This is a genomic window from Companilactobacillus sp. y65-5, from assembly GCF_057541095.1.
In genome coordinates this window covers 173,196-197,168 of record NZ_BAAJOA010000001.1, presented here as the reverse complement: position 1 = coordinate 197,168, position 23,973 = coordinate 173,196, and the positions used below count along the sequence as shown (strand labels likewise).

Genomic DNA, 23,973 nt, shown 5'->3' with positions numbered 1-23,973 from the left:
CAACACACTCCCTAAATAAAATTATATGGTTCAGTATCTACCTCTGATTGTACTATATCTATATCCCAATAATTGCTTTTTTTCCAATCATTCAGTAATTCAGCCACTTTTTCAATAAATATTGCTTCAATATGGTGACCGGGATCAATAACGTTCAATCCAGCTGACATCATATCATGGGCCGTATGGTAATAGACATCCCCTGTAATAAAGGTATCTGCGCCACTGGATAAAACTTCAGGATAGAATTTACCAGCATCTCCTCCGATAACGGCAACTTTTTTTACAGGTCGATCTAATTCAGATTTAACATATCTAAGGTTAGGCAAATGATAAGTATCACGAACTTTTTTAGCAAAATCTAACAAGTCCATTGGTGCGGGAAGTTCACCTAAACGTCCAATAGAATAATCACTATTTAAATTCAAGTGTTGAATATTCTCTAATCCCAGTCTCTCAATCAACCAATCATTCATACCACCATTAGTCATATCCATATTCGTGTGCGAAGCATTAACAGCGATATTATGTGATAACAAGTCCGCATACATTTTATTTTGAGGTGAACGTAAATCGAGATTCTTAGCGGGTCCAAACATAATTGGATGATGTGCCAAAATCAAATCAATATTTTTATCAATCGCTTCTTGAACAACACTGGGTCTGACGTCTAAAGTAGTCATCACACGATGAACATTTTGAAACCTATTACCAATTTGGAAACCGGTTGGATCTCCCTCCATCTTAAGTGATAATGGTGCATATTCCTCAATTTTGTCTAATATCTCTTGAACTTTTACCATTATAAGACCTCCTCAACATACTCAATATATTGTTTCATCTTACTTATCTTAGTCGTGTCGATTTGCTTGGCATTGTGCATATTCGCTACGGCCTTTTGATAACCATTCAATTTCCGTTGCCATTTATTTTTGAATGTCTCTGACTTCTTAGACATCAAAATCGGACCCATCAAGTATTGAGCCGGGGTTAATTCGACGACTGAATCTTTTTTGCGTGCCTTGATTATTTCATAATCATGGTTATCTTCATTCAAAATATCTTCGTCGATAATTTCGAAATCATGCTCGATCAACCAATGTCGGACTAACGGTTCACCAATATTGGGCTGAAGGATCAATGTGGTTACATTTGATAATTGTTCAGTCGTGGCACGAGACAAAATATCACATATTAAAATACCGCCCATTCCGGCGATAGTAACGGTATCAATCAAATCTTCTTGATTAATTACCGCAAGACCATCACCTAAACGGACGTCGATTTTGTCATCAAAACCAAATTTTTCAACATCAGCCTGAGAGCGCGACATTGGGCCAACTGCCACTTCACCAGCTATTGCGTAGTCGACAATGCCTGTTTCTATCAATTCAACCGGCAAATATGCATGATCTGAACCAATATCTGCCACTCTAGTACCTTTGTCTACCATTTGGTAAACAGCCTGTAATCTGTTTGATAATAAAGTCACTTTATCCTCTATTCCGCAGTCTTTTTATCTAAGTCTGTCATATATTCACGTGTCATAGGAAGTGATGTACCACTAGGACCGTTTGTAAGTAAGTATTGAATCACATCGATGTTACCACTTTCAAAGGAGGCAGCACAAGCTTGGAGATACATATCCCACATACGTACGAATTTTTCACCATACATAGCATCAACTTTGTCCTCGACCTTTAAGAAGTTACGATGCCAAATCTCTACGGTCTTTTGATAATGGCGTCTTAAAGGCTCAATATCGTCAATTTGTAATTTTGCATTCATGATATGGCCAATATTTTCTTTGATATCAGGAATATATCCACCTGGGAAAATATATTTAACTAACCAAGGATCGACACCCAATCCTTCGTGTTGGCCTGTAATACCATGAATAAGTGCCGTACCACCAGGATTTAACAAGTTCTTGACTTGTTTGAAATAGTTTTCTAGATGCGTTTCACCAACGTGTTCGAACATCCCAACTGAAACAACATGATCAAACTTTTCATCAATTTCACGGTAATCTTCAAGAATTACTTCCATTTGATCCGTTAGATTTTCTTCTTCGATTTTGTTCTTAACATAATCATATTGTTCTTGGCTAAGAGTCACACCTTTAGCCTTCAAACCATATTCTTTAGCTGCTGTAAACATCATCGTACCCCAGCCACAACCGATATCTATAATTGATTCGCCAGGTTTTGTATTCAATTTGTTCAAAATATGATGAACCTTGTTCATCTGTGCTTGTTCAAGCGTATCCTCAGGTGTGCGGAAATATGCACACGAGTATGTCATTGTTTCATCTAGCCATAGTCTGTAAAAATCATTACCAATATCATAATGTTCTTGAATTTCTTTTTTATTACTTTCTTCACTGTGACTAAACTTTGGTACAAATTTCTTCAGTTTAACATTGGACATAAAACTTTCAGATTGAGTATAGGCGGACGTGATCAACTTTTGAATTGAACCCTCAATTTCAATGTCCTTATTCATGTACGCTTCGCCTAAAGTAAGAGTGGCATGTTTAACAACTTCGGAAATAGGAACCTTTGAGTTAAACTTGATTGTTATGTCAGACTTTCCTTTTGGACCATAGTTTTTTTCTTTGCCGTCCCAATAATCAACTTTGATCGGAATAGTAAAGGAATGAGAAAATATTTCATCGTAAATTTTTTTATCTAACATAAATTTTTCAACCTCCATAAAAGTAGCTATATTATATGGTAACGCAATAGTTGTAAAAACATAACTATTTAGCGCAAAATTTTCAGAAAAAATGCAAAAAAAGAACAGTAAACGAATACTGTTCTTCATAAACTATTATTCTAAGAAGTCTTTCAATTGCTTAGATCTTGATGGATGACGTAATTTTCTAAGAGCTTTGGCTTCGATTTGACGAATACGTTCACGTGTAACGCCAAACACTTTACCTACTTCTTCCAAAGTTCTAGTTCTACCATCATCGAGACCGAAACGTAAACGAAGTACGTTTTCTTCACGGTCAGTCAATGTATCCAAGACGTTCTCAAGTTGTTCCTTGAGTAACTCGTACGAAGCATGATCCTCAGGACTAGTAGCATCAGAATCCTCGATGAAATCACCTAGATGAGAATCATCCTCCTCACCGATAGGTGTCTCTAATGAAACTGGTTCTTGAGCAATCTTCAAGATATCACGAACTTTGCCTGTTGGCATGTCCATTTCAGCACCGATTTCTTCTGGTAATGGTTCACGACCAAGATCCTGAAGCAATTGACGTTGGATACGAATCAGCTTGTTGATAGTTTCAACCATGTGCACTGGTATACGAATCGTACGTGCTTGATCGGCGATAGCACGCGTAATAGCCTGTCTGATCCACCATGTTGCATAAGTAGAGAACTTGAAACCTAGACGATAATCAAACTTTTCAACAGCCTTCATCAAGCCCATGTTACCTTCTTGAATCAAATCAAGAAATTGCATACCACGACCAACGTATCTCTTAGCGATTGAAACAACCAAACGAAGGTTAGCTTCAGCTAAACGTTGCTTGGCTTCTTCGTCACCTTGTTCGATCTTCAAAGCTAGATCAACTTCTTGTTGAGCATTAAGCAATGGAACACGGCCAATTTCTTTCAAGTACATACGAACAGGATCATTAACTTTGATATCTGTAGGAGCAGAAGTATCATTAGACTTTTTAGAGCTCTTTTCTTCTTCCTGTTTTTCTTTCAAAAGAGAAAGTTTACTTGGATTACCTTTTTCATCAACGACACCAATACCTTGGTCTTCAAGCTCACCAATAAAGTTAGTTAAAGCATCATCCTTGAGTTTGTATGGTTTAATGATTTTTTCTTGAAGATCTTCTTCAGTAATCGAACCTGTCTTTTTAAGATCTTTAACAAGTTTCTTTGTAGCACTCTTTAATTCTTTTGATACTGTTGTTTTTTTAGTTGCCATGTATTTTCCTCCAGTATGCTTTAATTACTTAACAATCTTCTAACATCAATCAATTGTTTTGTCAGCTCTAATTGTAATTTACTATCACCTACCATTGCTGCCTCCTTCAAACGACGATTAATATCAGATACCCGTGTCTCAAGTCCCGAGTTATTAATGTTGTTGATATAATCATCAATTTCTTGATCACTATATTCTGCCGGCATTGGCATCATCTCCAATTCTGCTAAAAGATTCTTTTGATCATTATCTAGAATGTTCATAAAATCGGAAATATTGATCTCTTCTTCGTTACTACTATCTTGTTCTGTATATGACAATAGTGCGTTAAAGAGATTTTGGTAATTAGCATGGACAAATTCAAACCCACTTCCCTTCAAATTGATTCTTACTTCAGGAAAATTGATTGCCCAATAAATTAGGCAGCGTTCGGATTTTTCAATTCGATCAAAATTGGAACGAACAGTTGCAGTAACTCTCTCAAGCGTTGCTTGCTGAACATTTCTATTGTTATTAGCAGGACGCTTAATTGCTATTTTACGACGTAAAGTATCGAGCTCTTTATTGATTGCCTCTTTGGAAACACCCATTTCATCAGCAATCTTACCAACATACATATCTATTTCAACTGGTGATTGTAGCTTAACGATCTCGCTTAATGAACGATTGAGAAACTCGATTTGGTCATGTTCATTATTGAGATTATAGTTTTTGCGAAAATAATTCAAGATAAAAGTCATTGGAGTTTGCACACCATTTTGGACTAAACTCTTGAACTTATCATCACCCTCACTACGAATATACTCATCGGGATCCTTTTGGTTAGGGATACTGATGACTCCGTAATTAAATCGATCATCATTCAACTGCGTAATAGCACGATAAGTCGCCTCCACACCAGGCATATCTCCGTCATAGCAGATATTGATCTGGTTGGTTAGACGACTTAGAGTGTAAAGCTGCTGATCGGTCAAACTCGTACCCATTGATGCGACTCCATTTGTCACTCCTGATTTGTAGGCACTGATCACATCCATGAATCCTTCAAACAAAATAACGTTTTGATTGTCACGAATCGACTTCTTTGCATTACTTAAATTAAATAACGCCTTACTTTTATTGAAGATCGGAGTCTCCGGACTATTCATGTATTTCGCAGTACCTTCAACTTTGTTGAGCATTCTACCTGAAAAAGCAATTATATTACCAGCTTCATCAGTAATAGGAACCATCACTCGATCTCTAAAACGATCAAATAATTCACCATCATTATTCTCAGCGAATAAACCTGATTTTTTTAGTGTAGGTTCATCTATTTTACGATCTCTAAAAAATTGAAGTAACAGATTAGAATCATTCGGTGCATATCCAAGCTTAAAAGTATCAATCAAACTATCATCGATATTGCGTCCATTCAAATACTTCAAAGCTGGCGTACCATTCTCAGTCTTGGACAAAATGTGACTGTATAGTTTAGCAGCTTCTGAATACATCTTGATCAGAATTTGACTATCTGAATTTTGATAGCTCTCATTTTTTGCTTGGTATTGGTCAGGGATAGAAATATTACCCATTTGGGCGACTTCGATCACAGATTCAGGAAAGGTCTTACTTTCCATCTCCATAATAAACTTGAAGACATTTCCACCACGACCACAACTAAAACAATGGAAGATTTGTTTATCTTCCGCTACTGAAAAAGAAGGCGTCCTTTCTTCGTGGAAAGGACACAATCCAAATAGGTTTTTACCAGACTTCTTCAGTTGTACATATTTACTAATTACATCTACAATGTTTGTTTTTGAGGTAACTTCATCAATAAATTCCTGTGGAATTCGAGTTGCCATAGCTGTCACCTCCTCAAAAATATCTATAAAAACAGTGAACTATAATTTACCACATTGTCACTGTAATTACAAGCTTTTATTACTTAACCATAATTTTAGACAAATCTCCTAATTTTGCAATTAAATGATTTGTGATTACGAGTTGAGTTAGGCGATTATTTTTGACTTTTTCATCATCAGCCATGATCATGTTCTCATCAAAGTAGCTATCAATAGCTGGCTTCAATGAAGCAAGTTCTTCATACAAGGCTTCAGTATCAGTAACATTAGCAGCTACGATTTCTTGAACTTGATCATTCAATGTAGATTCTGATGGATTTTCAAATAATGATTCGTCCATCTTGAGATCATCACTATATTTAAAGTTAGCTTTTTTAGATAAATTAACAACACGTCCGAGTGCTTCGATCACAGTCTTAAAGTTGTCATCATCAGCATGATCTTGAAGTACCTTGGCAGTGTCGATCATCATAATTGGATCAATGATCGAGCCAGATGCTACGGCATCAACAATATCATTTCTAACGTCAGTTGTACCTAACAATTGACGGACACGATCAACCATGAAGTTATCAATATCGTTACTGTGTGCGGATAAATCAAGTTTTTCAGGTACTGTTAAGTTATCCTTCAAGTAAGCTTGCAAGTCATTCAAATTCAATGACCATTGATACTTATCAAGAATTCTAACGATTCCGTAAGCTTGTCTACGCAATGCGTATGGATCGTTTGATCCACTTGGAATCAAGTCGACTGCATAAAATGTAACTAATGAATCGAGCTTATCAGCGATTGCCAATGTTGCGCCAACTTTAGTAGCCGGTAAGTCGCCTTCAGCGGAATTTGGCATGTAATGCTCTCTAACCGCAGTAGCTACGGCATCATCTTCACCCATCAGGCTGGCATATTTTTCACCCATGACACCTTGAAGTTCTGAGAACTCATCGACCATATTAGTAACTAGGTCAAATTTATAAATATCGCTTGCACGTAATACATCTTTTGTTTCGTCAGCAGACAAGTTAAACAGTGTTGACAGATGTGCGGCTATTTGGTGAACACGTTGCATTTTTTCATACATGGTTCCGATTTTAACGTGGAAGTTTACTGTTTTAAGTTTGTTTACATAATCAGCGATTGATTTCTTTTGATCTTCTTGGTAGAAGAAGTCGGCATCTTCTAATCTAGCAACAAGAACTTTTTCGTTACCTTGAATAACGTTATCGAGATACTCTGTATTACCATTTCTAACTGAAATGAAATATGGTTCTAACGCACCTTCATGATTTGTCACATAGAAGTATCTTTGATTATCCTTCATTGAAGTGATCAAAACTTCCTCTGGAATTTCTAAATATTTCTTGTCAAATGATCCATAAAATGTTGTTGGATATTCAACTAAATTATTAACTTCTTCAAGCAAATCAGGATCAACATCAACGACCCAATCATTGTCTTCAGCAATCGTCTTGATTTGGCTAGAAATTATTTCCTTACGTTCCTTAGCATCAGCAATTACAAATTGTGATCTTAATTTTTCAACGTAATTAGTAGCCTCGTCAATTTCAATATTTTCACCTAAGAAACGATGTCCACGGGTCATGCGACCTGATTTGACGTCTAAAATTTGTAATGGAATTTCTTCAGCGTTTAACAATGAAACTAACCAGTGAATAGGACGAATGTATTCAAAATCATAAGATGCCCAATGCATTCTAGTTGGGAATGTCAACGATTTTATAACTTCTGTTATATCAGTTAAAACGTCCTCTACTTTTTTGCCATCTTCATGTTTTTGAATATAGGCATATTCAGTACCTTTAAGTTCTTCAAAGAAAATATCATCAGCTGTCATCCCTTGACCGCGAGCAAATCCTTCCGCTGCCTTAGTCCAATTTCCATCAGCATCTTGAGCGATCTTTTTTGATGGACCCTTTGCCTTGACATCAATATCAGTTTGCTTTTCTGAGATATCTTTGATAATAATAGCTAAACGTCTAGGTGTTGAATATTTTTCGATTTTAGAAAAGGAAATACGATTATCCTTTAAAAACTCTGCTGTTTTTTGTGCTAATTGATTGACGCTATCAGTAACAACATGAGCAGGCATTTCTTCCAAGCCAATTTCTAATAGGTAATTTTTAGTCATTTTCGTTCTCCTTTACTGCATCGCTATTTGCCAATAGTGGGAAACCAAGTTTTTGACGTTCCTCAACAAACGCATTGGCAACTTTATGTGCCATTCTTCTGATTCGAGACAAGTAGGCTGCTCTTTCAGTAACAGATACAGCGCCACGAGCGTCTAATAGATTAAAAGTATGGCTACATTTCAAAATATAGTCATAAGCTGGATGAACCAAACCTAAGTCCATCAAACGATTTGCTTCCTTTTCGTAGTCATTGAAGAATTGAAATAACATATCTTGATTACTTTCTTCAAATGAATATTTTGAATGCTCATATTCAGGTTCTTTAAAGATATCACCATATAGTACGCCGTCGCCCCATTCGAGATCATACACAGAATTTACATTCTGGATATATGAAGCTAAACGTTCAACACCGTATGTGATTTCACTAGTAACAGGCTTGCAAGCAAGTCCACCAACTTGTTGGAAGTATGTAAATTGTGTAACTTCCATTCCGTCGAGCCAAACTTCCCAACCAACACCAGCACAACCCATTGATGGATTCTCCCAGTTATCTTCAACAAATCGAATATCATGTTCTAGTGGTTCAATACCTAATGCTCGTAATGAATCTAAATAATATTCTTGAATGTTTTCTGGGGCTGGTTTCATAACTAGTTGGAATTGGTGATGTTGATAAAGACGATTAGGATTCTCACCATAACGGCCATCTGCTGGACGTCTTGAAGGTTCAACATATGCAGCATTCCAAGGCTCTGGTCCAATTGCACGTAAAAATGTATATGGGCTCATAGTTCCGGCACCTTTTTCGGTGTCATATGCTTGCATCAGCATACATCCCTTTTCACCCCAAAATTCTTGAAGTGTTAGAATCATATTTTGTACAGTTAATTTATTTGCCATATTGTCTCCCTTCGGGTAAACGCAAAAAATCCCTTGCAAGGTATACTTATCTACCTAGCAAGGGACGAATGAATTCGCGGTTCCACCCTAATTCAGGACTAAAGTCCTGCTCTTTTATTCAAAAATTAAATTGTTGCTCGCCATTAAATCAATTGTGGCTTTCACTAATTCCACATCGCTGTCTTCATTAAATCAATTATAGCAATTTTAAAACTATTGTCAATTGCCTTAACAACGCTAAATATGCCAGCTTTTCATCTCATCAATAAATTTTTTACTCTTGGGATAATATCCCACTGTTCCTAAGTAAATCGAATCAATTGCATGTTGAATCAAGTCTTTATTATTTTCTTTGATCTCGATTTTTCCAATCTGATCGAGATTGATTTTTGAAAACAATCTCAAAAAATAGACTGTTCGTTCAGAGATATGCAGTCGATGAATATCAGAATCAAAGTGTTTGGAACAAATGATTCCTCCAAGAACTACTGAAAAATCAAAGCGCCCTTCAGTTTCACCACCAACGACACATGAATCCATATTTGGGGCGACACCGAATGCTTGTAATAAGTGCATCTGCATTATATCTACGACGATCTGAGCATCAAATCCGTTCTCAATGTACAACAAGGACTTGAATAGACTTCTATACCAGTCATCTGGTACTGGATCATCAATGAATGCACTGTGATACAAATCAAACAAAAATGTCGCATAGGCGTTGAGCTCAATATCCTGAATGATTTCATCAAACTGCTTGATATTGCTGGCTGAATTTAAATATGATAAACCTTCTTTTTTTATCACACCTTCATAGTCTCCATACGAAAATGTAATAACTGAACCAGAAATCTTGGACTTTGAGCTTTGCGTCCTGCGTACCAAAAAAGTTTTGAATCCATATTCTTTAGTCAGAATCGTTACCAATGAGTCGTGTTCTTTGTAACGTTGTCTTCTAACGACGATCCCGAAGAAATTAGTAGTTTCGTTTTGCGACAATTACTTAATATCCTTTACCGAATATCCAGCTTGGCTCAAGAACAATGGATCATCACGCCAATTTTTCTTAACTCTGACCCAAAGCTTCAAATTGATTTTTTCACCAAGCAAATGTTCGATCTTGATACGGGCACCAATACCAATATTTTTGAGCATGCTTCCACCCTTACCAATAATGATTGGCTTTTGGCTGTCACGCTCAACGTAAATACTTGCTTCAACTTGAAGTTTACCAGCATCGTTTCGTTGATTCATTGATTCAACGATTACGGCAACTGAATGAGGGATCTCATCACGAGTATCTTCGAGAATTTTTTCACGGATCAATTCTCCAACAATAAAATACTCAGGATGATCGGTTATTTGATCGTCATCATAATATTGTGGACCATTTGGCAGTGCTTTGGTCAATGCATCGATCATTTCATCAATGTTGTTACCATTAGTTGCACTAATTGGAACAACTTCCGCAAAATCCATAAGTTCAGAATACTCACTGATTTGTGGTGCCATTTCATCAGGGTTGATCAAATCAATCTTATTTAGAATCAAAAATACTGGAGCTTTGACATTTTTTAATTCTTCAATAATAAATTTGTCTCCGGGGCCAGCACTTTGACCAGCTTCAGTCATGAACAAAACTGCATCGACCTCTTTGAGTGCAGAAATAGCGGCTTTATCCATGTATTGATCTAAGCCATTATGTGGTTTATGAATACCGGGTGTATCTAAGAAAATTATTTGACGTTCATCATCAGTATAAATTCCTTGAATCTTATTACGAGTAGTCTGTGCCTTTGGTGAAGTTATTGCTATTTGTTCTTTGATGATACGATTCATAAATGTTGACTTGCCGACGTTGGGACGTCCTACGATTGCGACAAATCCAGAACGAAAGTTTTTATTATCCATAATTAATCCATGTCCTTATCACTGAATGCCAGTGGCAAAATTTCTGTAAAGGTAAATTCTTTATATTGATTAGTATTATTTGCTAAAAATACTGGTGCATCTGCTTTCATAAATTCACTCATAACTTGACGGCAAGCACCACATGGTTTTGACATCTCTGAAGTACCATTTACTATCAAAATCGCCTTAATGCTCTTTGCTCCCTCTGATACTGCCTTAAAAATAGCAGTTCGTTCGGCACAATTAGTTAAGCCGTAAGACGCATTTTCAATATTGACACCTGAATAAATTTTTCCGTCATCACTGATGACCGCAGCACCAACAGTATAGTGAGAGTATGGCGCATATGCTTGTTCCATGGCCTTGAAAGCTATATCGAATAATTCCTGTTCATTAATTTCCACTGGCTCAGTCTCCTATTTTAATGCTTTATTTTTTTAAACCGTAAGCGCTGAGAATTTTTTCTTGTAGCCCGATCATAACTTCTTCATCCTCAGGTTTGATGTGATCGTACCCATTAAGATGCAAAATTCCATGGACGATAGTATAGCCTAATTCACGATCAAATGAATGCTCATAATCTTTGGCATGTTCATCCACTATTTCAACACTAATAAATAAATCGCCTAAATCAAGTGGTAAATCTGGAATTTGTTGCTCTAGATAGTCGAGTGAATCTTCACCGTCATTGATGGCAAAACTGATCACATCCGTGGCTCTATCAGTATCTCTATATTCTTTATTGATCTGATGAATCTCAGCCTTAGATACAAAGTGGATCGACAATTGTGTATCGTCTTTTAACTTTAATTCATCAAATGTAAATTTTACAATACTATTGACCCAGTCCACACGGGCTTGATCAATTAAATTATCATCATTATAAATTTCTAAATCCATGTTAGTCCCCATTACTTTTCAATTTTATCAGAATCATCATAAGCGTCGATGATTTCAGCGACGACTGGATGTCTTACAACATCGGCTGAAGTGAAATCAACGAATTGAATATGCGGTAGATTCTTTAAGATCTTTTGTGCCTGAACTAGACCACTTCTCGCATTGCGAGGTAGATCAATCTGAGAAATATCACCGTTAACGATCATCTTTGAATCAAAACCTAGACGTGTTAGGAACATCTTCATTTGTTCTCTAGTAGTATTCTGTGCCTCGTCCAGGATAACGAATGATTCATCAAGCGTACGACCTCTCATATAAGCCAGTGGCGCCACTTCGATCACTCCACGTTCAAGTAGTCGTGCCGTGTGATCAGCTCCTAGAATGGCATATAAGGCATCATAAATGGGACGCAAGTATGGATCGACCTTTTCCTTTAAATCACCAGGTAAGAATCCCAAACTTTCGCCAGCTTCAACCGCAGGTCTAGTCAAGACGATTCGTTTAACAGTACCCTTTTTAAGAGCGGCAACTGCCATTACCACAGCCAAATATGTCTTACCAGTACCAGCCGGTCCAATACCAAAGGTAATATCATTGTGGTTAATGGCATTGATGTATTGTCTCTGACCGAAATTTCTAACACGGACGGGTTTACCGCTAAAATCCTTGATCAACTCAGTCCTGTATAGATCCTCAAAATAATCTAAGGTTCCACGTTCGACCATCTTCATACCACTAACGATATCCGCAGAACCTAATCCGATTCCACTTTCGACTAGCTTAACTAACTTCACGACTAACGAGTAGGCTTTGTTAACACTATCTTCATCACCAGTAATATCCAGTTCTTCCCCAAAGGCATGAATCTTAACATTCATCCCTTCTTCAATTAGTTTCAGATTGTTATCATTAACACCAAAAAGACTAACTGCATCTTGTGGATTTTTAATATGAATGCTTTTTTTCGATTGCTCTTTGTTTTCTGCCAATAAACACACATCCTCCTATTATTACTTGAATGATAGCACACGAAAGTAAATTTTTCGTAAAAAAAAGGTTAAAACATAAAATGTTTTAACCTTAGTCATATTAACGACGTTTCTTATTACGCTTACGAGCAGCCTCAGATTTTAACTTTCTCTTAACACTAGGTTTTTCGTAGAACTCGCGTTTTCTATATTCTTGAAGTGTACCACTTTTTGAAACAGAACGTTTAAAACGACGAAGAGCATCATCGAGCGACTCATTTTCATGAACGACAGTTTTTGACATATGATATCCCTCCTTCCGAATTGAACGTAACTGCTCTATTTCTTTCACAGCTCATATGTTATTATAACAAAAAGAGCCCAATGTTCAAACAATTTTCGATATTTTTTTAGGAGGAATTTTTATGACCCAAAAACTTGATGTTTTCGTACTATCAGATTCCGCTGGAGAAACGGCTGTAAGGGTTGCTAATGCAGCGTTTGCACAGTTCCCAAAGATAGAAACTATTTATACAAAATACCCCTTTGTAAAAAATGATAAACATCTAAATGAGATATTGGAACTCGCTAAAAAGAAACAGGCAATCATTTTGCACACTATTGTATCAAAAGAACTCTGTGATATCATTAATGGATTTTGTCAAAAGAACGAAATGACATATTACGATGTTCTTAACCCCATCATCGGAACTTTCTCCCAAATTATTCATCAAGAACCACTCCGTAAAAAAGGTATCATACATAACTTAGATGATGAATACTTCGATATGATCTCTGCTATGGAATTCACCGTCTCAAATGACGATGGACAAAACCCTAAAGGATTGCTTGAGGCTGACTTAGTCCTACTGGGTATCTCAAGAACTTCGAAAACTCCCTTGTCACTCTATCTGGCCAATCGTAATATCAAAGTTGCTAACCTGCCTATCGGGCCGAAAACACAAGTTCCAGACGAATTATGGAAAGTTGATAAATCAAAAATCGTCGGCTTGACTAACGATATGAACGTCTTATTGAAAATTCGTCGTCAAAGAATGATTGCATACGGATTGAATCCTGACACGACTTATTCTGAAGAAGGTGAAATCCAAAAAGAACTTGATTACTCAAATGGTATTTACGAAAAATTAGGTTGTCCTGTAATTAATACCGCAGATCGCTCAATCGAAGAAACTGCTGCATTGATAATGGAAAATTTACAGATGAATGGTTATAAAAAAGGTTAATCCTCACGGATTAACCTTTTATTAATTTATTCTTCATTTCGGGATCAAATTTTTGTTCGCGTAACATATCGATCTCAGCTTTAAAGGGAGCAATACCTTTTTTGTCATTCTCATCACGCTTAACGTAAGGTGTTTCCATGATCTTAGGGATATCCTCAAGCTGTGGATGATGTGCGACATAGTTTAATGTATCAAAGCCGATAGTCCCAAATCCAATGTCATCGTGACGATCTTTATGTGATCCACGTTCATTCTTTGAATCATTTAAATGTATGACTGACAATCTATCTAGACCAACCACGTGGTCAAACTCATTCAGAACACCATCAAAATCATTTTTGACATCATAACCAGCATCATTCATATGGCAAGTATCCATCGTTACCGATAGTTTGTCATTATTTTGACAATGATCAAAAATATAAGCTATCTGTTCAAAATTAATTCCGACTTCTGTTCCCTTGCCTGCCATAGTTTCAATAGCAATAGTCACCTTCTGGTCAGGCGTGATTGCTTCATCTAAAGACTGCGCAATTTGAAGCAATGCCTTTTCGGGTCCTTGCTTCAAATGTGCCCCTGGGTGAAAGCTTAGTGCTTCAATACCTAAAGCATCCGCACGCTGAATCTCATCATGCATGAACTGAATACCAAATGGTAAATTCTCAGGTTTGACCGTATTCCCTAGATTAACGATGTACGGTGCGTGACCAATAATATGATCGATACCATACAATTTAAGTAGACGTTGCCCTTCAGGGATATTCATTTCTGAAACATCTTTTCGACGAGTATTTTGCGGTGCACCCGTAAAGATCATCATTGCGTTGGCACCGTAACTATGCGCCTCTTTAGCTGATCCTGCTAACATATTTGGTGCTTTCATTGCTACATGTGATCCAATTATCATTGACATAACCCTCTCTAATAAATATGTTTTTGATAGAACCGACCTAACGTCTTAACCGTATCTGTAACACTAACGAAAGCATGTGGATCTGAGTTTGACATTGCTGTCTCCAAATCATGCAATTCCGCACGTGAGATGACAGTAAAGAGAATCGTCTTCTCCTCATGCTTATAGGCACCCTCTGCGTCATGAACGATCGTAATACCACGACGCATTTCACTTTGAATTTCTTTGATGACATATCTTGGTCTGGAAGTAACAATCATAACCTGAAGTTTTTGGTCCTTATTATAGATAATATCAATAACCTGACCGTTGATAAAAATACTGATGGCACTATACAAAGCATGTACCCAACCGAATAAAAATCCCGCACAGGCGATGATGAACAAATTGAACATGATATTTATAGTACCAACACTTTTACCGGTTTTTTTACGCAAAATAATACCGACAATATCGATCCCACCAGTGGAGATTCCATTCCTCAATGCCATACCTGTACCAAATCCGTTAGCAACCGCACCGAAAATAGCGCAGACCAATGGATCAGCCGTAATCTTGGCGGATGGGAAGAAATGCATCATAAGTGAGGCGAAAGCAACCGCAATGATCGTGAACAATGTAAAATTGTGATCGATCTTCTTCCAAGCCAGAACAAATAGCGGCGCATTGAAAGCAAAGTACATCACAGCCGTAGAGATATGATATGGAAACCATCGTTCTGTGATTGTAGAAATCAACTGTGCGGCACCAGTAACGCCTGAACCATAAATACCTCCAGGTGTCCAAAACATATTAACAGCTATCGACACAGCAATTGAATATAAAAATGCAACTGATATTTTGGATAAGTTCTGATGTCTCTCAATCAGCTTATCTATTTCATCCATTTAAAATTACTCCTAATAACGAATTTACCCTAATTATATTAGCACAAATCGATACTATTTAAGCCTATTTCCAATGTTTTTCGATGAAATCTGCTCTTATCACATCAAAGAAAAACTACTAATATCTGGGATCCGAATATCAGCAGTTATTTCTACGAATTGTATATATCCAAAAACAATATTAGAGCTTAATTATTTTGTTATCTGATCCTCTATATAGTTTTTCTAATAACTAGTCTTTATGTGCACTATCGACAATTCATAGTTAGCTTTTCGGGGTTTTGTTTTACCAACTAATCTGGATTTGTGCCTGTATCATAATTTTATTTTTCTTAAATTTGTTTGATAACTCTGGAATGTTTCTTTCATATAATGAACTTATAAAAACAATAAGTATGTACACCATCCAATATAACATATATAGCTGTATCACTAAAATTAGCAGTATCAGTCAGATAAAAAAAACCTTCAAATATTTGAAGGTTTTTTGATTATTTCCAATGTTTTTCGATGAAGTCTGCTCTTCCACCGCTTTCCTCTAGTTCAAAACGCTCTGGATTCTTTTTATAAAATTGTTGATGGTAATCTTCAGCTGGATAAAATGGTTGGATTGGTAATATTTCTGTGATGATTGGGTCATCAAATTGTTCAGCATCGGCTAAATTTTTCTTAGATTCTTCAGCAATATTTTTTTCGGCGTCGTCAGAATAATAAATAACTGGACGATAATTATCACCGCGATCTTGAAATTGACCACCAGCGTCGGTTGGATCTGTTACTTGCCAGTATGTTTCAACAAGTTGTTTATATGAAACAACTTCAGGATCATAAGTGATTTCTACTGCCTCAGTATGACCAGTTGTTCCTGTGCAAACTTGCTCATAAGTCGGGGCAACCACATGTCCACCAGTGAATCCTGAGACCACAGACTTAATCCCAGGTTGTTCATCAAAAGGCTTAACCATGCACCAAAAACAACCTCCAGCAAATACCGCTTTTTTTTCACTCATTATTTGTCCCCCTCATCAACGTATTTTTTATAATCAGAATATCCATCTTCGTCCATTTTTTCATATGGAATGAATTTCAATGCGGCTGAATTAATGCAGTATCTCAATCCACCTAATTCTTCTGGTCCATCAGTGAAAACATGTCCTAGATGCGAACCTGCATCCTCACTAGTAACCTCGGTCCGTTCATGACCAGTTCTCATATCAGTACTTTCCTTCAATTGAGCAATCGGTTGACTAAATGATGGCCAACCACACCCAGCGTCAAATTTATGTGCTGACGAAAATAATGGTTCTCCGCTAGCGATATCCACATAGATTCCCTTTTTATAGAAATCATCATACTCACCACTGAATGGCATTTCCGTTCCACGATTTTGAGTAACTTCTAATTGCTCATCGGTCAGACCCTCGATATTCTTCTTGTATTCCTTCTCCACATGAATCACTCCTTCTCGTAGCGTATGTTCTTTAGTATACGCAAGTTAAGTCACTTTTCTAGCAAAATGCTCACTATTATTAAAAAAATATTAATAAAAAAAGGCTGTTCAACGGAGAGTCGTTGTACAGTCTTTAATAATTGATTAATTTATTTATTACATCTAATTGAGACTTAGCTATTTTGATTCTTTAGTTGATTCTGAGACTTCAATACCAAGATCGACTAACTGATTCTCGGCAACCGCACGTGGAGCATGTGTCATTGGTTCAGTAGCGTTTGAATTCTTAGGGAAGGCAATGACGTCTCTGATATTATCTTTGCCAGCTAATATCATGGCAAATCTATCTAGACCAATAGCCAAACCACCATGTGGTGGGCAACCATACTGCAAGGCGTCAAGGAGGAAGCCGAATTGCTCGTAGGCTTTTTCTTTAGTAAAGTCCAATGCCTTTAGCATTTTTTCTTGAATCTTGTAATCATGGATACGGATCGATCCTCCACCTAATTCATAGCCGTTAAGAACAATATCATAGCTTTGAGCATAGGCTTTGTGTGGATCTTCATCTAAGTAATGAACATCTTCTTCATTTGGCATTGTAAATGGATGATGAGCTGCCGTCCAACGTTGAATTCCTTCATCATATTCAAATAATGGCCAATTAACGACCCAAGTAAATGCGAATTCATTAGGATCATATAAATGTAAGTTTTTAGCAATATCGACACGCAAGTAGCCGAGTGCATCAGCGACAACTTTCTTTTTATCCGCAACAAACAATACTAAGTCGTTGTTTGCTAAATCAAGTCGTTTTACTAATTCATCTTCTTGTGCCGTAATGAATTTAGCAATTGGACCTGTAACTTTGTCGTCATTGAATTTTATCCATGCTAAGCCTTTGGCACCAAAACGTTTGATGTATTCTTGATATTCTTCAATATTTTTTCTTGAATATTTATCAGCATTGTTCTTCACAACAATAGCCTTGACATGACCACCGTTTTCGATAGTTCCTTTGAATACCTTGAATTCACTGTCTTTGAAGACATCATTCAAATCTTGTAATTCCATACCGAAACGAATGTCAGGCTTATCAGAACCAAAACGAGCCATGGCATCATCCCATTCGATTCTTGGGAATGGAAGCTTAACATCTATCCCCTTCTCATCTTTCATAACTCTGGCAATAAGTCCTTCTGTAACTGATTGGATCTCTTCAGCTGACATAAAACTCATTTCCAAGTCAATCTGTGTAAATTCAGGTTGACGATCTCCACGCAGATCTTCATCACGGAAACAGTGTGCTAGTTGATAGTAACGATCAAAACCACCGACCATCAATAATTGTTTAAATAATTGTGGTGACTGTGGCAATGCGAAGAAATGTCCTGGATATACACGTGATGGCACTAGATAATCACGGGCACCTTCAGGAGTTGATGGTGTTAAATTAGGTGTTTCAATATCTATGAAACCATTGTCATATAAATATTCATGAACTGAATGTTTGATTTGTGCACGTGTACGAATTGCACTTTGCATTTCTGGTCTACGCAAATCAAGATAGCGATATTTTAATTTAGTTTCTTCAGAAGCATCAACGTTATCAACGATTTCAAATGGAGGTGTAATTGACTTATTCAATAGTTCAACCGTTTCAACAACAACTTCAACTTTACCAGTTGGGATGTTTTCGTTGATTGCACTATCATCACGTAGTCTAACCGTACCAATGATATTGATAACATATTCTGAACGCAATGTTTCAGCGACTTCAAGTGCTTCTTTGTGGTCAGTATTAAAGACTAACTGTACGAATCCCTTATAGTCTCTAAGGTCAACGAAAATCAAACCACCTAAATCACGGCGCTTTTGAACCCAGCCGTCCAAAGAAACTTTTTTGCCAACATAATCTTCAGTTATATTGCCACAATAATCTGTTCTTTCTTGCATTTTGCTTAACCCTCTATCTTTTTCAATTCTTCAGCTAAGTTCTCTAGTGAAACACTCACTTGATCGCCAGTTGCCATATTTTTAACGTTGGCAGTATCATTTTCTAGTTCTTCATCACCGATCGTTACAGTGTATTTGGCATTTAAATGATCGGCTGTTTTGAATTGTGCCTTTGTTTTTCTTTGAAGATAATCCTTGTCAGCTGAGAAACCTGCACGACGTAGATTTAATAAAATTTTTACAGAAGCACGTTCAGCTTTTTCGCCAATAGTAACTAGATAAATATCCAAGTTATTCTCAACATGAATATCCTCATCCTTTACTAATAGCATCAAACGCTCCATGCCTAAACCAAAACCGATTCCCGGTTCAGATTTACCACCTAGCTCTTCAACTAGCCCATTATAGCGACCACCAGCCAAAACCGTAATTTCTTTATTATTAAAAGCAGGATCAGTTACCATGAACTCAAAAATCGTGTGGTTGTAGTAGTCCAGACCACGAACCATTGTAGGATCCACCACGTAATTTATATCAAGGTCACCTAACAGTGTCTTGAGATATTCAAATCTCTCTTTAGATGCATCATTCAAGTAATCCAAAATCGAAGGTGCGTTTTCGACTAATTTTTTGTCGTTTTCATCTTTACTATCGAGGATACGCAAAGGATTTTTTTCAAGACGCACTTTGGAATCATCACTCAATTGATCTTTGAATGGTGTGAAATAGTCAACCAAGGCCTTGTGGAAATTTTCACGTGACTCTGGGTCACCCAAAGTATTGATAGCAACTTTTAGATTGTGGACTCCTAATTCATTTAAGAAGTTCAATCCAACTAAAATAACTTCAACGTCCAATTCTGGTGAATCTGAACCAAAGGCTTCTACACCAATTTGATGAAATTGACGTTGACGACCTGATTGTGGACGCTCATATCTAAACATAGGTCCCTTATACCAAACCTTGTAAGGACGTTGGTGTTCTGGTCCATATAATTTATTTTCGATGTATGCACGAACGACCCCAGCTGTACCTTCTGGACGCAAGGCAATATGTCTATCACCCTTGTCTTTAAAATCATACATTTCTTTTGAAACGATATCTGAGGTATCACCTGAAGAACGTTCAAAGACTTCGTATGATTCAAAAATTGGTGTTCTGATTTCTGAGAAACGATAGCGACTAAAAACGTTTTGGGCAACAGATTCTACATATTGCCATTTCTCTGACTCCCCAGGTAAAATATCCGCTGTACCTTTTGGCTTTTGATAACGCATAAAATCCTCCTCTTTGGTGAGTACATCTTACAAAAAAATGCACCCCTGCCTAAATAAGACAAAGGGTGCATTAGCACGGTACCACCTAGTAATTTGCTACAGTTAACGCCTGCCAGACGATTGATGAAACGTCACTCAAATTAATTACTTACCTGATCTCAGCATCCAGGTTCTCTGTAGAGCAATTTAACTTTGAATCGAATATAGTTATAAACTAATCAAAATTACGGCAATTGTCAAGTGTGATTACTGTTTTGAAAGCGTTTTTAACGAATAATAAGTTACGTAACAAACAGCAAGAATAATAGGAAAAACTTCAATTGGTAGCAGTAATAATAACAGTCCTGCTACTAATCCCGGTTTTTGTATGATAGCTGTCAAACTAGCGGCCACAGTCGTAGAAATCAAAATTGCTGGCGTAAATGGTAAGACGGCTGAGAGAGCGAATCCCAACGCTGCACTAGAAAAAATCGCTGGAAAGATAACTCCGCCTCGCCATCCTAATGAGAATCCAAGATGCGTGATGAGCATTTTCCCGATCGCAATAAATAATAAATACCAAGGAGCCTGATTAATCGCCTGTTGAGAAAATGGCATCAGCTGTGCTTCACCCGAAAATAAAAAGTAAGGTGAGATGATTCCAGCTGTTCCAAGAAGCAATCCACCGATAACCGCTAATAACACTGGTCGGTGAATATTTTTAGTTAAGTTTTTGCTCCAAACGCCAACTATATTAAATAATTTACCAAAGAGGATACCAATGATCATTACCACTGGTATCAATGCAAAGCCTTGCCAGCTCCATTCGATATTACAACGAAAATGGATGCCAAAGCCACTGTCGTATGGGAAGAATGATTTGACAAAAATAAAACCGATCATACCAAAGATCACTGTAATGGAATAAATAATGATCTTACGTGAATTAGATCTAAAATCACGCGTTGGTTCGTCAAATGCACTACCTATTCCCGCAAACGGCGCATGGAAGACGGTTGATAAGATAGCACCGATACCCATGTTTACCAGATTTTCACGTCGCTCAAGGGTCAATCTCATCCGATCTCCAACCCAGTTTATCATCCCACCAAGAATACCGGAGAGTGAAGCTTCTGGACCAACACTTGCACCCAATGCTAGTACTGGTAATGCGGTGAATAGATTTTTTCTAACTTCATGCGTATATTTTATTTTTTCAGTCGTTTTGAATTCTCCAATAACTTGTTCCATTGTGCGAGGATAACCGTAATCCCTTCGCTGGAGAAAACCAATTAAAATCCCACCCAATCCACAGATGATCAAAGGATAAAAAATTGTCTTTAGATTGAGTGCCGCGGGAATGACCTTCCATATCAAATTGATCAAATAATGAACAATAATCAAATATGAGCCAGTGACGACCCCGACAATAAAACCTAGCAGTATACTATAGAATAAGAATATTAAATTAAATTTTTTCAAAATAAACTCCAATTATGCATTAATCTCGACAGGAATTGTCATATGATTAAATATTATTACTTAAAAATGTCAATTTTTTGTGAATTTTTTAGTTTCTATCTTTTAAGTTATACCATTTTTCAGTAAGATATAATTATATGATAATCATTATAGCGACAACAAAGGAATCCTTTAAATGAAAAAGATAATAACTTTTTTAATTAAAAATAAGCTATTTGTTGCCATTGTTTTTTTAATTGCCTTATCAAGTTGGTCGACCGTAGCTTTGGCAAACGCAAATGCAGTTGTTGTCAAATCTGATTCAGTCAACGTACGTGTTGGTCCGGGTCTTTCTTACTCCAACATGGGTCAAGTAAAAAAGGGCGATAAATTAGCTATATTAGCCGAAAAAAATAAATGGTACCAAGTACGACTATCTGGTGACAAGATTGGCTGGGTCGCCAGCTGGTTGATCGATAATACCGAAGTCAGTTCTGCAACTAACAAAGTCGGCATCGTCAAAGTACCTAATACTACGGTTTTCCAAAAAGATGATACCAATAGCGATGTTCTCGGTACTATCGAGCAATCCCAAAAAGTGACTATTATGTACCAGGAACAAGAGTGGTCACAAATACTGTACAAGGGAACTGCTGGTTGGGTCAAGAGTCAATTTATCCAAGGTACTAATGAAACTTCCGGCAACAATAATAGTTCGAATAGCAGCGACATTAAAACCGTTACCGTAACTCAATCAAACACCAAGCTACGTATCGACCCTAATAGCGATGGTCGGATTGTTAAGACTGTTAATGTCGGTAAAAAATTTGATTACTTAGGTAAGAGTGGCAACTGGTACAAGGTTAGAGATAGCGACGGATCTGTTGGTTATGTTGCCAGTTGGGTCGTTACCATCTCAGGTACCAAGAGCGCTGTGAAGTCAGCAGCTACTAATATCTCAGAAGCTACTATTGTGATTGATCCCGGTCACGGTGGAGATGATGTTGGCGCTGAATCTAAGAAGAAGACTTACGAAAAGAACTTCACCATGGCATATGCCAAGGCAATCAAAGCTGATCTCGAAAAAACCGGCGCCAGAGTTGTTCTCACTCGCTCTGGCGATGATTCCAAAACACTTGGCGAACGTGCACGTCTGTCAAGTAAGATCGAGGCCGATGCCTATATAAGTATTCACTTCGACTCCACAGGTGAAACCAATACTGGTACTGGGGTCACCACCTATTATTACGGTAAGAATAAAGATGGCGATCTGGCAACAGACATCAACAACCAACTTGAGAAACTTGCTATAAACAATCGTGGTACACAACAAAAAGACTTATACGTCTTGCACTACAACAGTCAACCTTCAATCTTACTAGAATTGGGGTACATCAATTCCTCTTCAGATTATGGTTACATCAAATCTAGTTCATACAAAGAACAAGTGGCACAAGCTGTAACTGATGGTTTAAAAGAATATTTCAAATAAAAAAAGACTTAGATGAACAATAACGGAAACGATCCGTTTTCATCTAGGTCTTTTTTTTCACCCTAAAGAACGTTATTAATTTCTTGAAGGCTTTTAATTTGATGATCAACGTCATAATCGATCTTTTGATCACTCAACAAAATCGTCTTGGCATTAACTGCCTTACCAAAATCCATATCTATCTTACGATCACCGATCACCCAAAGATTCTCACTCTCGAGAGAATACTTTTTTATCAAGTAATCTAACATTTCAGAATCGGGCTTGCGGATGTGATCGTCCTCAGCACTGACCATTTCTGTAAAATAATCAGCTATCCCTAATCGTTTCGCTACCTCAAAAATCGAAGTATCTCGATGCGTGACGATAAATTGTTGATAGCCTTGCACCTTACAGTATTCCAAGGCAATTTTAGCATGTGGCATCAATTTGATTTGATCGTGATACATTTTTTCATGTAGTTTATATGATTTGTAAAACGTTTTGACTTTATTTTTGTCATCATCTAACAAGTCACTTGCCAAGTTACGTACTGAGGTTTTTAAGGCTTCTTTATAAATCGAATCTTTGGATAAACTAATATCAAAATTTTCTTTTAGAGATTTTTGTGTGGCCATAACTATCCCTGGATAGCTATTGGCTAATGTTCCGTCAAAATCCCAAACAATGCTCTTCATATTC

23 protein-coding genes are annotated in these 23,973 nt (G+C 37.1%); 2 read left to right on the top strand and 21 right to left on the bottom strand.

All coding sequences use genetic code 11. The features are described from left to right. Positions 1-11: 11 nt before the first annotated feature. The 13 genes from AC27FM_RS01080 to rpsU all read right to left on the bottom strand — a co-directional run bounded on the left by AC27FM_RS01080 (position 12) and on the right by rpsU (position 12,937). Positions 12-803, bottom strand: a complete 792-nt coding sequence (locus AC27FM_RS01080; RefSeq protein WP_487085364.1) for a Nif3-like dinuclear metal center hexameric protein — start codon at positions 801-803, stop codon at positions 12-14. Beyond that, the gene (locus AC27FM_RS01075; protein WP_487085363.1) at positions 803-1,492 is read right to left on the bottom strand and encodes a tRNA (adenine(22)-N(1))-methyltransferase; all 690 of its coding nucleotides are present in this window, start codon (positions 1,490-1,492) and stop codon (positions 803-805) included. Before AC27FM_RS01075 ends, AC27FM_RS01080 begins: the two co-directional genes overlap by 1 nt. 8 nt (positions 1,493-1,500) lie before the next feature. Continuing rightward, positions 1,501-2,697, bottom strand: coding sequence for a class I SAM-dependent methyltransferase (locus tag AC27FM_RS01070; RefSeq protein WP_487085361.1), 1,197 nt, complete (start codon positions 2,695-2,697; stop codon positions 1,501-1,503). Positions 2,698-2,832: 135 nt separating this feature from the next. Next, positions 2,833-3,954: an RNA polymerase sigma factor RpoD gene (rpoD, locus tag AC27FM_RS01065; protein WP_487085359.1), complete on the bottom strand. Its 1,122-nt coding sequence runs from the start codon at positions 3,952-3,954 to the stop codon at positions 2,833-2,835. 20 nt (positions 3,955-3,974) lie between these two features. Further along, complete coding sequence (gene dnaG / locus AC27FM_RS01060; RefSeq protein ID WP_487085358.1) at positions 3,975-5,801, bottom strand: DNA primase; 1,827 nt, start codon at positions 5,799-5,801, stop codon at positions 3,975-3,977. Between the two features lie 79 nt (positions 5,802-5,880). Next, entirely contained in the window at positions 5,881-7,950 is a 2,070-nt protein-coding gene (gene glyS / locus AC27FM_RS01055; protein WP_487085357.1) for a glycine--tRNA ligase subunit beta, read from the bottom strand. Then, on the bottom strand, positions 7,943-8,854 hold the full coding sequence (gene glyQ, locus AC27FM_RS01050) for a glycine--tRNA ligase subunit alpha (protein ID WP_487085356.1): 912 nt from the start codon (positions 8,852-8,854) through the stop codon (positions 7,943-7,945). Before glyQ ends, glyS begins: the two co-directional genes overlap by 8 nt. A gap of 237 nt (positions 8,855-9,091) precedes the next feature. Next, positions 9,092-9,853, bottom strand: coding sequence for a DNA repair protein RecO (gene recO / locus AC27FM_RS01045; RefSeq protein ID WP_487085355.1), 762 nt, complete (start codon positions 9,851-9,853; stop codon positions 9,092-9,094). Further along, positions 9,854-10,765: a GTPase Era gene (gene era / locus AC27FM_RS01040; protein WP_487085354.1), complete on the bottom strand. Its 912-nt coding sequence runs from the start codon at positions 10,763-10,765 to the stop codon at positions 9,854-9,856. A 2-nt stretch (positions 10,766-10,767) separates the two neighbouring features. After that, complete coding sequence (locus tag AC27FM_RS01035) at positions 10,768-11,169, bottom strand: cytidine deaminase (RefSeq protein WP_487085353.1); 402 nt, start codon at positions 11,167-11,169, stop codon at positions 10,768-10,770. Positions 11,170-11,194: 25 nt separating this feature from the next. Beyond that, positions 11,195-11,665 (bottom strand): rRNA maturation RNase YbeY, encoded by a 471-nt coding sequence (ybeY, locus tag AC27FM_RS01030; protein ID WP_487085352.1) that lies wholly within the window; start codon positions 11,663-11,665, stop codon positions 11,195-11,197. Positions 11,666-11,676: 11 nt separating this feature from the next. Further along, positions 11,677-12,654, bottom strand: a complete 978-nt coding sequence (locus AC27FM_RS01025) for a PhoH family protein (protein ID WP_487085351.1) — start codon at positions 12,652-12,654, stop codon at positions 11,677-11,679. Between the two features lie 100 nt (positions 12,655-12,754). Next, the gene (gene rpsU, locus AC27FM_RS01020) at positions 12,755-12,937 is read right to left on the bottom strand and encodes a 30S ribosomal protein S21 (RefSeq protein WP_125763247.1); all 183 of its coding nucleotides are present in this window, start codon (positions 12,935-12,937) and stop codon (positions 12,755-12,757) included. A gap of 121 nt (positions 12,938-13,058) precedes the next feature. On the opposite strand from rpsU, the gene AC27FM_RS01015 reads away from it, so the two are divergent. Further along, positions 13,059-13,880, top strand: coding sequence for a pyruvate, water dikinase regulatory protein (locus tag AC27FM_RS01015; RefSeq protein WP_487085349.1), 822 nt, complete (start codon positions 13,059-13,061; stop codon positions 13,878-13,880). A gap of 10 nt (positions 13,881-13,890) precedes the next feature. On the opposite strand, the gene AC27FM_RS01010 is transcribed toward AC27FM_RS01015, so the two are convergent. The 7 genes from AC27FM_RS01010 to AC27FM_RS00980 form a co-directional block, all read right to left on the bottom strand. After that, positions 13,891-14,787: a deoxyribonuclease IV gene (locus tag AC27FM_RS01010; protein ID WP_487085347.1), complete on the bottom strand. Its 897-nt coding sequence runs from the start codon at positions 14,785-14,787 to the stop codon at positions 13,891-13,893. 14 nt (positions 14,788-14,801) lie between these two features. Then, positions 14,802-15,680, bottom strand: a complete 879-nt coding sequence (locus tag AC27FM_RS01005) for a YitT family protein (protein ID WP_487085345.1) — start codon at positions 15,678-15,680, stop codon at positions 14,802-14,804. Between the two features lie 491 nt (positions 15,681-16,171). Then, on the bottom strand, positions 16,172-16,690 hold the full coding sequence (gene msrA, locus AC27FM_RS01000) for a peptide-methionine (S)-S-oxide reductase MsrA (RefSeq protein ID WP_487085344.1): 519 nt from the start codon (positions 16,688-16,690) through the stop codon (positions 16,172-16,174). Continuing rightward, positions 16,690-17,130, bottom strand: a complete 441-nt coding sequence (gene msrB / locus AC27FM_RS00995) for a peptide-methionine (R)-S-oxide reductase MsrB (protein ID WP_487085342.1) — start codon at positions 17,128-17,130, stop codon at positions 16,690-16,692. The genes msrA and msrB overlap by 1 nt, the downstream gene beginning before the upstream one ends. A gap of 177 nt (positions 17,131-17,307) precedes the next feature. Then, entirely contained in the window at positions 17,308-19,083 is a 1,776-nt protein-coding gene (gene aspS, locus AC27FM_RS00990) for an aspartate--tRNA ligase (RefSeq protein WP_487085341.1), read from the bottom strand. Positions 19,084-19,088: 5 nt separating this feature from the next. Then, positions 19,089-20,360: a histidine--tRNA ligase gene (gene hisS, locus AC27FM_RS00985; protein WP_487085340.1), complete on the bottom strand. Its 1,272-nt coding sequence runs from the start codon at positions 20,358-20,360 to the stop codon at positions 19,089-19,091. Between the two features lie 246 nt (positions 20,361-20,606). Beyond that, positions 20,607-21,821 (bottom strand): chloride channel protein, encoded by a 1,215-nt coding sequence (locus AC27FM_RS00980; RefSeq protein WP_487085338.1) that lies wholly within the window; start codon positions 21,819-21,821, stop codon positions 20,607-20,609. Positions 21,822-21,996: 175 nt separating this feature from the next. On the opposite strand from AC27FM_RS00980, the gene AC27FM_RS00975 reads away from it, so the two are divergent. After that, positions 21,997-23,292, top strand: coding sequence for an N-acetylmuramoyl-L-alanine amidase family protein (locus AC27FM_RS00975; protein ID WP_487085336.1), 1,296 nt, complete (start codon positions 21,997-21,999; stop codon positions 23,290-23,292). Between the two features lie 62 nt (positions 23,293-23,354). On the opposite strand, the gene AC27FM_RS00970 is transcribed toward AC27FM_RS00975, so the two are convergent. Beyond that, positions 23,355-23,969 carry an HAD-IA family hydrolase gene (locus tag AC27FM_RS00970; RefSeq protein ID WP_487085334.1) on the bottom strand — a complete coding sequence of 205 codons (615 nt, stop codon included), beginning with the start codon at positions 23,967-23,969 and terminating at the stop codon, positions 23,355-23,357. Positions 23,970-23,973 lie beyond the last annotated feature (4 nt).

Coding starts and splice junctions, on each gene's coding strand:
- dnaG (WP_487085358.1), bottom strand. CDS start 5,801: ATGGCAACTCGAATTCCACAGGAATTTATTGATGAAGTTACCTCAAAA.
- AC27FM_RS01005 (WP_487085345.1), bottom strand. CDS start 15,680: ATGGATGAAATAGATAAGCTGATTGAGAGACATCAGAACTTATCCAAA.
- AC27FM_RS00975 (WP_487085336.1), top strand. CDS start 21,997: ATGAAAAAGATAATAACTTTTTTAATTAAAAATAAGCTATTTGTTGCC.
- hisS (WP_487085340.1), bottom strand. CDS start 20,360: ATGCGTTATCAAAAGCCAAAAGGTACAGCGGATATTTTACCTGGGGAG.
- glyQ (WP_487085356.1), bottom strand. CDS start 8,854: ATGGCAAATAAATTAACTGTACAAAATATGATTCTAACACTTCAAGAA.
- era (WP_487085354.1), bottom strand. CDS start 10,765: ATGGATAATAAAAACTTTCGTTCTGGATTTGTCGCAATCGTAGGACGT.
- rpsU (WP_125763247.1), bottom strand. CDS start 12,937: ATGTCAAAAACTGTCGTTCATGAAAATGAGTCGCTCGATGATGCTCTT.
- rpoD (WP_487085359.1), bottom strand. CDS start 3,954: ATGGCAACTAAAAAAACAACAGTATCAAAAGAATTAAAGAGTGCTACA.
- msrA (WP_487085344.1), bottom strand. CDS start 16,690: ATGAGTGAAAAAAAAGCGGTATTTGCTGGAGGTTGTTTTTGGTGCATG.
- AC27FM_RS01010 (WP_487085347.1), bottom strand. CDS start 14,787: ATGATAATTGGATCACATGTAGCAATGAAAGCACCAAATATGTTAGCA.
- glyS (WP_487085357.1), bottom strand. CDS start 7,950: ATGACTAAAAATTACCTATTAGAAATTGGCTTGGAAGAAATGCCTGCT.
- AC27FM_RS01015 (WP_487085349.1), top strand. CDS start 13,059: ATGACCCAAAAACTTGATGTTTTCGTACTATCAGATTCCGCTGGAGAA.
- ybeY (WP_487085352.1), bottom strand. CDS start 11,665: ATGGATTTAGAAATTTATAATGATGATAATTTAATTGATCAAGCCCGT.
- aspS (WP_487085341.1), bottom strand. CDS start 19,083: ATGCAAGAAAGAACAGATTATTGTGGCAATATAACTGAAGATTATGTT.
- AC27FM_RS01070 (WP_487085361.1), bottom strand. CDS start 2,697: ATGTTAGATAAAAAAATTTACGATGAAATATTTTCTCATTCCTTTACT.
- AC27FM_RS01080 (WP_487085364.1), bottom strand. CDS start 803: ATGGTAAAAGTTCAAGAGATATTAGACAAAATTGAGGAATATGCACCA.
- AC27FM_RS00970 (WP_487085334.1), bottom strand. CDS start 23,969: ATGAAGAGCATTGTTTGGGATTTTGACGGAACATTAGCCAATAGCTAT.